Annotated in this window: 6 protein-coding genes; 4 read left to right on the top strand and 2 right to left on the bottom strand. The window is 45.1% G+C overall.

Annotation, left to right across the window (positions count from 1 at the left end; genetic code table 11):
* The first annotated feature begins 302 nt into the window (after window positions 1-302).
* A complete protein-coding gene (locus F6J94_RS00460; protein WP_293035806.1) occupies window positions 303-767 on the top strand; it encodes an NUDIX domain-containing protein in 465 nt (154 codons plus the stop codon).
* A 92-nt stretch (window positions 768-859) separates the two neighbouring features.
* Here the strand turns inward: F6J94_RS00460 and folK are convergent, their stop codons facing one another.
* Both folK and F6J94_RS00450 read right to left on the bottom strand, forming a co-directional pair.
* The gene (gene folK / locus F6J94_RS00455; protein WP_293035804.1) at window positions 860-1,402 is read right to left on the bottom strand and encodes a 2-amino-4-hydroxy-6-hydroxymethyldihydropteridine diphosphokinase; all 543 of its coding nucleotides are present in this window, start codon (window positions 1,400-1,402) and stop codon (window positions 860-862) included.
* A 388-nt stretch (window positions 1,403-1,790) separates the two neighbouring features.
* Window positions 1,791-1,958 carry a transposase gene (locus tag F6J94_RS00450; protein WP_293035802.1) on the bottom strand — a complete coding sequence of 56 codons (168 nt, stop codon included), beginning with the start codon at window positions 1,956-1,958 and terminating at the stop codon, window positions 1,791-1,793.
* A gap of 176 nt (window positions 1,959-2,134) precedes the next feature.
* Here F6J94_RS00450 and F6J94_RS00445 point away from each other — a divergent pair, with 176 nt between their 5' ends.
* The 3 genes from F6J94_RS00445 to F6J94_RS00435 all read left to right on the top strand — a co-directional run bounded on the left by F6J94_RS00445 (window position 2,135) and on the right by F6J94_RS00435 (window position 8,767).
* On the top strand, window positions 2,135-2,857 hold the full coding sequence (locus F6J94_RS00445) for an SDR family NAD(P)-dependent oxidoreductase (RefSeq protein WP_293035800.1): 723 nt from the start codon (window positions 2,135-2,137) through the stop codon (window positions 2,855-2,857).
* 902 nt (window positions 2,858-3,759) lie between these two features.
* Window positions 3,760-6,972: a peptidase domain-containing ABC transporter gene (locus tag F6J94_RS00440; protein ID WP_293035798.1), complete on the top strand. Its 3,213-nt coding sequence runs from the start codon at window positions 3,760-3,762 to the stop codon at window positions 6,970-6,972.
* 160 nt (window positions 6,973-7,132) lie between these two features.
* Window positions 7,133-8,767 (top strand): HlyD family efflux transporter periplasmic adaptor subunit, encoded by a 1,635-nt coding sequence (locus F6J94_RS00435; protein ID WP_293035796.1) that lies wholly within the window; start codon window positions 7,133-7,135, stop codon window positions 8,765-8,767.
* Window positions 8,768-9,341: the final 574 nt, after the last annotated feature.

Raw genomic sequence — 9,341 nt, 5'->3', positions numbered from 1 at the left:
ACAGTAGTCAGGAGTCAGGATAAGAATTCATAATTATTGGTTATAATACAGAATTGAACGTCGTTAAATAGCTGATTATATTATCCTAAAAAATTGATTTTATCAATGATAATGACTCATGGCTTCTGGCTCGAAGCTCCTTAAATCTACCGACACCTGAGTTCTATCGAAATCACGTTGAATAGTTAAAAGTATGAGACAATTTTAGCCATAAGCAATCCAGGTTTTCTGGTAATAGGAAACTAATTTAAAATCTATCGATCTGTTACATAAGACTGGGGAAGGATCAGCTAAGCAAAGCGATGCCAAATAAAAGCACACCAAATAAAACCACAATCAAACCAGTATCCGTGCAGAAGCAGTTTCCCTTGACTACTGTAGGGGCACTTGTTGTCAATCCTAGTAGAAGAGTGTTAATTGTAAAAACTACTAAGTGGAAGGGTTTATGGGGTGTACCGGGAGGTAAAGTAGAATGGGGCGAAACCCTAGAATCGGCACTTCTAAGGGAGTTTCGAGAAGAAGTTGGTCTAGAGTTAACCCAAGTGAGCTTTGGGTTGTTACAAGAAGCGGTGCTAGACTCTAACTTTGTCCGAGAAGCCCATTTCATTATGGTCAACTACTATGCATTCTCTGCTAGGGAAACGATAACGCCCAACGAAGAAATTGAGGAATGGGTATGGGTTACTCCCCAAAAGGCAATGGAGTATCCCCTCAATACCTATACTCGCGTGTTGATTGAGGATTATCTGCAAAGGCAAATTGATTAAGTCTGCCACATATAGAATTTTTATTTGGCAATATTGCCTCAATTAATCCTAGATAGATTTTACTGATTTTTGTAGGTTTCTCAGAGCGGCAATTACTTGGGAAAACCTACTAGCGAAGTATCAGACAACAACTTAACTCCAGAACAGTCTAGCTTTTGAACCAGTTGAAAAATACTCTGTCCCGAGACTGGTTCTACCCAATCAGGAGCAATTTCTACCAAGGGAACTAGCACAAAAGCTCTCTGTCTCATACGCGGGTGAGGGATTTGGAGCTCAGGTGTCTGTAGAATCAAATCATCAAATAAAAGTAAATCTAGGTCTAGGGTTCGTGGTCCCCAATGTTCCTGACGGACTCTACCAAACTCTTGTTCAATTCCTAGCAGAGTCTCTAGCAATTTCTGGGGACTTAGTTGCACCTCCAAAAGGGCACAACCATTGAGATAATCAGGTTGTGGCGGTCCAACTGGTGCAGTTTTATACCAACTAGAGCACAATTTTACGGTAACGCCTAGGGTTTGGTCGAGTTTTCTGAGGGCAGCTTCTAGGATGGCACGAGAGTCACCCAGGTTACTGCCAAGAGCGATCGCGCTCAATGAAAGCTTTGTGGTTACCAATTTTCCGGAGTTATAGACCATCGACCTTCATCGGTTAACACAGCAGCTTTAGACCACGCCTCAATGGGACTGAGTATCACTTATGTTGCATTCACGAGAAGATTCACCCTTCCCAAAGTGGTTTAACCCATTACCTGTTCTATTGTATGGGGGTTTTTGAGACTCCCCATGCCTAGAAGGCAGGGGATTCTAGTTTCAACCACGTTTCTTGCAACGCCGTTACGCGAAGCGTCTGTTGGTGTGTTCATTCCTTTTTATTGTTACTCAATCATGCTTGGGAGCATAAACTTCACGAGCTTTTTTCGTACCCGATAACCCCTTCTTCTTTTTGTAAATTTTGCGTTGGGAGCCTTTAATATCTTTCTCGGCTGTATTATGACTGTTCAGGTCTTTGGAAAATCCATATTCACTACATAATTGAGTATTGTAAGTGGTGTTGCTTTTTCTTAGGAACACCGGGATGGTCGAGCCAGTATCTAAGTACTTTATTGCGCACAAATTGAGATGTCCGAATAGCTTCATCTATTGCTTTAGCTTGAGTTTTTTTGACTACAGCCTTGTATGCCAGTACCAACATGCTTGCTTTACCTCCTTGTTTGTGTTAACTTACTCATGATATACCTTATGCACTTCACAGTGCGGAAGGTAAATTAGAAACTTGGGGCTTGTGGTCTCCTGTTTTTGGTCAGAAAGCTTGTTTTCTGGTTTGATAATAGAAATCATCTAAGTAACACAATGGACTTAAGGGGAAAAGTGGCCCTTATAACTGGGGGTGGCATTCGGGTAGGGCGTGCTCTTGTTATCGCTCTTGCTAAAGCTGGGTGCGATGTCTTTATTCATTACGGACGCTCTGCTGATGCAGCTGCTGAAGTCAAAGCCGAAGCAGAGTCCTTGGGAGTGCGAGCTATTACCTACTCCGCTAATCTCGCCGACCCCGTGGCCACAGACACTATTATCCCTCAAGCAGTTGAAACCTTTGGAAAAATCGACATCCTGATTAATAGCGCTTCTATCTTCCCAGAAGAAGATCTATTTGCCCAGACTGATGTCGCTTTGTGGGATAAAATTTTTGCCATTAACCTTCGTGCCCCCTTCCAACTCAGTCAAGAGTTTGCCAAGCAACTTCCCCAAAATAGGAATGGCAAAATTATTAATATTAACGATGCTGGTATTGCCAAGCCAGATACTAACCATTTTGCCTATCGAATTACCAAACGGGGCTTGTGGGATATGACAAAAATTATGGCATTGGAATTAGCCCCCCGCATTACAGTAAATGGTTTAGCGCTGGGACAAATTCTCGAACCTCCAGGTGACCCAGACCCTCAAGCCTTTATGGAAAATTATGCCCGTAAGTTTATTCCATTAAAAATCCCTGGAAATACCAAAGTAGTGACGGACAGCGCCCTGTTTTTACTCGAACAAGATTTTCTAACGGGTAGCACGATTACGCTGGATGGTGGTCAATATATTTAGTATATAGCGGTTTTTAAGCTAGTAAGGTACAAGTTTTTGGGTTTATAGGGAGCAGGGAGCAGGGACTTCGGAGCAGTAAAGTCAGAAGAAAGAAAAGGTAAAAAATCCTGTGTACCTCATTAGGCTAAAAACCGCTATATCACGAATCACAAAGCTTCTCTAGGAGCTGAGACATTGCTGTACTTGTGAATTTTGTTTAAAGTTTATATGAAAATTTAATGAAGAGTTGGTAAAGTACTTGTGAAACTATTGATAACTACTAAACTGATTATATGAGTTTAGTAAAAATGTTATGAAAACTTGACAACTCTATCTGGCTGGTTAACTTCAATCTGGCGACTTAACTTCAATAAGATTTTCTAAAATTTTATTGAAGTTCCCTTAAAAACCGTGAATTTATTGTGAAAACAACTTGACAGCACCAATTTACTTCACATAGGATTATTCCGGAGATTGTCCATGGGTTTACTGGTAAGGAATATGTAGAAAAGCTTTGAAGTTTTAAGAAATATGTAAAGATATTGAGTTTTCAGCGGAAAAAACTCATAATTGATTTCACGAGCTTTTCATGAAGTTACCTAAAAAAGGGCGAACAGCCTCCCGGAGCAAGGGTGACCATCAAATTATTACTTATTACCTGGATTAGCTGGGATGGCTTAGGTGGCATAAAACGGCAAACACTTGTTGGATGCCACAGTACTCCTAAGTCAACTCCTAAGTCAACCCCAGGGAACACTACTGGAACTATCACTAGGTCAAAAGGGAGAGCAGAGTCTATGTGAATACCCAGAGTACTGTTTGAACAATCAAGACTCGTGCCAATCAAATGGGGCCGAAGACTCCACCTAACCATGGCGCTAGTCAAGACAAGGTAAAACTAACTAAAGAAGGGGTTCTACCTAATGCATCAGAAAACGGTCGGTTTAGAAAAATCAGGGCAACCACCAGATTACCTTGGCCAATACCCGACCCAGAAATCTTCCGAGGTTATTGAACACCTAATCGCGAACTGGTTGGATAAGACGCTATCAAAGACACTATTACCAGAATTTAGTCAATCCTTCCAAATTCATAACTTTGAGCTAGGTGATAAAATTATATCCTATCATAGACGGGAGTTAAGCCAAGATTCTGTTCAAAATGAACCAAATAAGTATTTTTACGTCGTCTGTGGCGGGCGGGTGCGGCTGCTAAGCTTTGATGGGGAAAAACAGCGGGACGTATCGGTACAGGTTCTTGAAGAGGGGGCAACCTTTGGGGCTGAGGAACTGTTGTGCAACCTATCTTATCCTTACCAAGCGATCGCAGCGAGTTCAGGAAAGATTGCTCGGATCTCCTTAGCTGAACTCCAATCTTGGTTAGAACAGCTACCGGAGTGGCTCGAACACCTACAGCAACAAGCTCAGCACCGGCAACGCTTGATTTTCTTCAAGACCTTGACAGAATTGCGATCGCTTGACAGCATCACCCTACAGCAATTGTTGCCCTACCTGGTAGACACACGGATTTCCGCTGGGGAGTCCTTAGTTGAGTCTGGCCAAGTCGGTCGTTACTGGCTACGTAGTGGTCAGATTGAAAGGGGTGGAGTTGAAGAGAATTGCCCACTAACCATTGCCATTGGCGAAAGTTGGGGCTATCCTCAGCCAGTACCGGAAGATTGGATTGCCCAAAGCGATTTATGGGTAACCTATCTCCCTCAGGAACATTGGGACACTGCCCAAGCCCTGGTACCGGTGCTGGCAAGGTTGAGTCCACAGACGGGTCAAAGCTCTGAAAATGGACACCAGAAATCAGAAGCCACTAGCGCCATAGTTCACCAAATCCGTAATCAGCCGGGTCACAGAGTACCGCTAATTCCATCCAACCCCCCTAGCAATGGAAATGGTGAAACACAAAGTAACTCGACCCAGGCTGAGTCTAAACTGATCCCATTTCCCGTACCGACGAAGCGACCTTTTCTTCAGGGGTTGTGGCAACGCTATCCCTTCATTGAACAGCAATCGTCTTCAGATTGTGGCGCTGCTTGCTTGGCAATGATTGGACGTTACTGGGGCAAACGATTTAGCTTGAATTCCCTACGGAATCTGGCTGGGGTGGGGCGTTCTGGGTCATCCCTGAAAGGGTTAGCCAGAGCATCAGAAACCTTGGGATTTCAAGCTACTCCAGTTAGAGCGTCTTTAGCTCGCCTAGCGGATCGGAGTAACCCCTGGATTGCTCACTGGCAAGGTGATCATTATATAGTTGTCTATTGGGTCAAAGGGGAGAAGGTACTTGTTGCGGATCCAGCTGTGGGAAAGCGATCGCTTTCTCGACAACAATTTCTAGAGGGTTGGACAGGATATGCGCTGCTGTTGAATCCCACTCCCCAGCTAGCAGGGACTCCTAATCAAAAGATTTCTCTGAATCGCTTTTGGGGATTGCTATGGCCCCATCGCATCGTCCTGTTGCAAATTATCCTAGCTTCCCTACTGCTCCAGGTTTTTGGTCTGATTACCCCCCTGTTTACCCAAATCATTTTGGATCAGGTGGTGGTTAACAAAAGTGTTGTTACCCTCAATGTGTTTGCCATTGGTCTAGTCATCTTTGGCCTTTGGAGCATAGGCTTGAGTGTCACCAGACGCTACCTGCTGGATTACTTTTCCAATCGACTCAGTCTTACCTTTGTCAGTGGCTTTATTAAGCATACCCTCACACTACCCCTGAAGTTTTTTGAATCCCGCCAGGTGGGGGACATCCTAACCCGAGTCCAGGAAACTGGTAAAATTCAGGCGTTCCTCACTCAGCAAGCCATTGCCACTTGGCTGGATGTGGTAATGATGTTTGTCTATGTGGGGCTGATGCTCTACTACAACTGGCACCTAACCTTGCTGGTGCTGGCAACGATTGTACCGATTGCGATTTTGACCATACTTGCCAGTCCATTTCTACGCCAAGTGTCCAGGGAAATCTTTAAAGAAGCAGCGGCACAAAACTCCCTGTTAGTAGAAATGATGTCGGGAGTAGCAACTGTCAAAGCAGCAGCCTCTGAACAAGAGGTGCGCTGGCGCTGGGAAGACCGCCTCACGGGTCAGTTGAATATGGTATTCAAAGGACAGAACTTGGCCAACGGCTTAGGGTCAGTCAGTGGCTTGATTAATAACCTCAGCGGCACGGCTTTACTGTGGTTCGGGGCTAGTCTGGTAATTCAGGAACAGCTCACCATTGGTCAGTTTGTGGCATTTAATATGCTCATTGGTCGGGTGATTAGCCCGATTTTGTCTTTGGTGGGACTTTGGGATGAATTCCAGGAAATCTTGGTATCCGTGGAACGGCTCGATGATGTCTTGACCACCCAGCCAGAAGAGAATACCCAAAAACCCCTGATGCCATTGCCTGCGATCGCGGGGCATGTCCAGTTTGACAATGTCAGCTTTCGCTATAGTGAGGATGATGAACAATACACCCTTCAAAACATTTCCTTCGAGGTTGCCCCTGGAAAGACCATAGCCATTGTCGGACGCAGTGGCTCGGGCAAAAGTACCTTGGTAAAGCTGCTCCAAGGACTCTATCACCCAACTACAGGCCGTATTTTGATTGATAGCCACGACATCCGACATGTTTCTCCCCAGTCTTTGCGCTCTCAATTAGGTGTGGTACCCCAAGAATGCTTTTTGTTTTCAGGGACGATCTTAGAGAACATCACCTTATACAAACCTGAGTATAGTCTCGAACAAGGGGTAGAAGTTGCCAAATTGGCTGAAGCTCATGTGTTTATTCAAAACCTGCCCCTGGGATACAACACCAAGGTTGGGGAGAGAGGGTCTAACCTGTCTGGGGGACAACGGCAACGGATTGCGATCGCCCGAGCCTTGCTGGGTAACCCCAAGATTATGATTCTCGATGAAGCGACTAGCTCCCTAGATACAGAATCCGAGCGACGTTTTCAACAAAATTTAGCTCGCATTAGTCGCGATCGCACTACCTTCATCATTGCCCACCGTCTTTCTACGGTGCGCAATGCTGACTCTATACTCGTCCTCGACCAAGGTCTGATCGCAGAGCGCGGTACCCACGAGGAACTCATGGCTGAGAAAGGTCTGTACTACCACCTAGCCCAGCAGCAGCTAGATCTTTAACCCTGACATTTATGAAAGTTTGTAAATGTTTTGCGTAAAAAATCGCTCTCGGGGTGATAAGTCCAGGGACTACTCTCTTCAACATTGACTTTCGCCAAGGTTCGTGTTCTCAGTTCAAATCAATACACACAACACTACCAGTGATTATGGGTGAACTACCATGAACAAACCACAAGAATCTATCCCCTCTAGAGAGGGACTCCCTAAGGGAGAAACCGCTCACCCTAATCTAACCTCAGCTGAGATTAGATCGATCTATGGGGGGACAGCGATATCAGCACCACCACTCCCCCAATCACCTAATAATGTTAGAAATCCGGTTACACCAACATCATCACTAGGAGCTACCAACACTGAAAACTGGTCAACAGCCCTACAAAATCTACTGGATCAGCCACCATCGGTACTGCCCCAGAGACTGCTTTTGGGCGGATTCGCCTTCTGTATGGTCTGTGGAGTTTGGGCAACCTTTGGGCAAATTGACGAAGTGGGTAAAGCCACAGGCAAGTTAGTGCCAAAAGGAGAAGTGTATAAAATTCACCCGATCGAATCCGGCAAGGTGGCCAGGATTGCGGTCAAAGAAGGGGAATCGGTTACCGCTGGGCAAGTCTTGGTGGAACTGGATACAGAACTTGGCGCTACGGAAGTAGAGCGTTTGGAGCAACTGATCAATGCTGACCAAATCAAATTAATTCAGATGCAAGGGCTGATTGAAAACATCCGCCAAGAAGCCCAAACCCGTCAGCAAATTGCCAAAGCGGACATTGACGCACAACAGGCCGCTATCGCTCAGGCACAGACTAAAGTAGCCGCCTTACAAGAACAACTGCTCCAACATCAGGAGGCAAAAGTCGCCAGTCAGGACAGACTAGAACGGCTAAAACGACTCAAGGCGACTACCCAAGCACTGCTCCAGCAACGAGAGGATGATGCATTTGCCCTGAAAGAACGCCTAGAGAATCTCAAACCCCTGTTAGCATCAGGGGCAATCTCAAAAGAACAAGTATTTCAAGCAGAACATAGCCTACGAGCGAGTCAGCGGGTGATTACCCAAACCCAACTGCAAGAAGCAGCCAGTAACCAAGACCAAATTTATCAAGCCCAGCAGAGTATACGCGATCACAACAGCGCGATCACTCTCACTCAGAGCGATTTCAACCAGACCTTAGCAGAAATCCAACGACTTCAAGCAGGTTTAACTCAGAAGCAAGCAGAAGTCCATCGGACTCAGCTCGAGACCAAGCAGAAACTTCAGCAGTTGGAGATCGAACTGACTCAACTAAATGCCAAAATTGCTGAAAACCGCAATCTGCTAACTAGTGCAAAAGCTAGGCTCAAACAAAAGTTTCTCTATGCACCGGTGGATGGAGTAGTTTCCTCCCTCAACGTTGCCAATATTGGTGAAGTCTTTCAACCCGGTCAAACTATTGCCGAAGTAGCGCCCCAAGATGCGCCCCTGGTGTTATCAGCCAGTTTACCTAATCAAGAGGCAGGCTTTATCAAAGAAGGAATGCCGGTGCAAATCAAGCTTGATGCCTATCCCTATCAGGAATACGGCATCATCAAAGGGAAAGTCACCTCCCTTTCTGCCGATGCCAAAACTGATCAACAACTTGGTTCGGTTTATGAGGTGGAAGTTTCCCTAAACCGTGACTACGTTACAGAAGACGATCAAATGATCCGATTTAAACCTGGTCAGACAGCCAAAGCTGACATCATTATCCGCCGACGTCGGATTGTGGATTTCTTGTTAGATCCAATCCGACAGCTGCAAAAAGGTGGTGTCAATCTATAGCAGGACTAACGCAATTTAGCCATCGACATACTGCCTGTAGGGTAATAGGGGTGGTCCTAAATCCAGGTCAATTAACCCTGGTGGCACAACCAGTCAGGGAAGAGGAGTACAAAGGAGGGAAATGGATTGACTGACAAGTCGTGGGCTTTGCCCAGTTATGGAAATTTATGGTCAGAGCTAGCATTGAGTACGGTCATGGAAAAGCTGTGTGAATCCCCTGTGGATAAAGAATTTCACAATCTTTTCACAAAATCTGATCAAAATTTTCACGAAATCTGATCAAAATTTTCATAAAGCTTTGTTCAAAATAGTCTTTACTGAGAGTGTTTCAAGTTTTACAGGTTTGTCAGTCAACTAGGGGCAAGGGGGGAAGAATCTGGTGTTGTTCAAAATTGCGATGATTGATGGAGATTTAGAAGAAGAGAATCCTGATCTATCAATCGTAATTGATTGGTAAAAAAGAACAGGTTGTGAGATTATTCGAGATCACCCAATCACCCGATCACCCGATCACGCCATCTTCGCAGGTTTCACAACTCAAATCAGATGGTTAGATCAGTACTCTAACTCTTCG

Source organism: Moorena sp. SIO1F2, assembly GCF_010672755.1.
In the GTDB taxonomy this organism is placed as follows: domain Bacteria; phylum Cyanobacteriota; class Cyanobacteriia; order Cyanobacteriales; family Coleofasciculaceae; genus Moorena.
The sequence above is the reverse complement of the archived record's forward strand: the minus strand, read 5'-3'. Positions and strand labels throughout refer to the sequence as shown.

Coding starts and splice junctions, on each gene's coding strand:
- F6J94_RS00460 (WP_293035806.1), top strand. CDS start 303: ATGCCAAATAAAAGCACACCAAATAAAACCACAATCAAACCAGTATCC.
- folK (WP_293035804.1), bottom strand. CDS start 1,402: ATGGTCTATAACTCCGGAAAATTGGTAACCACAAAGCTTTCATTGAGC.
- F6J94_RS00450 (WP_293035802.1), bottom strand. CDS start 1,958: ATGTTGGTACTGGCATACAAGGCTGTAGTCAAAAAAACTCAAGCTAAA.
- F6J94_RS00440 (WP_293035798.1), top strand. CDS start 3,760: ATGCATCAGAAAACGGTCGGTTTAGAAAAATCAGGGCAACCACCAGAT.
- F6J94_RS00435 (WP_293035796.1), top strand. CDS start 7,133: ATGAACAAACCACAAGAATCTATCCCCTCTAGAGAGGGACTCCCTAAG.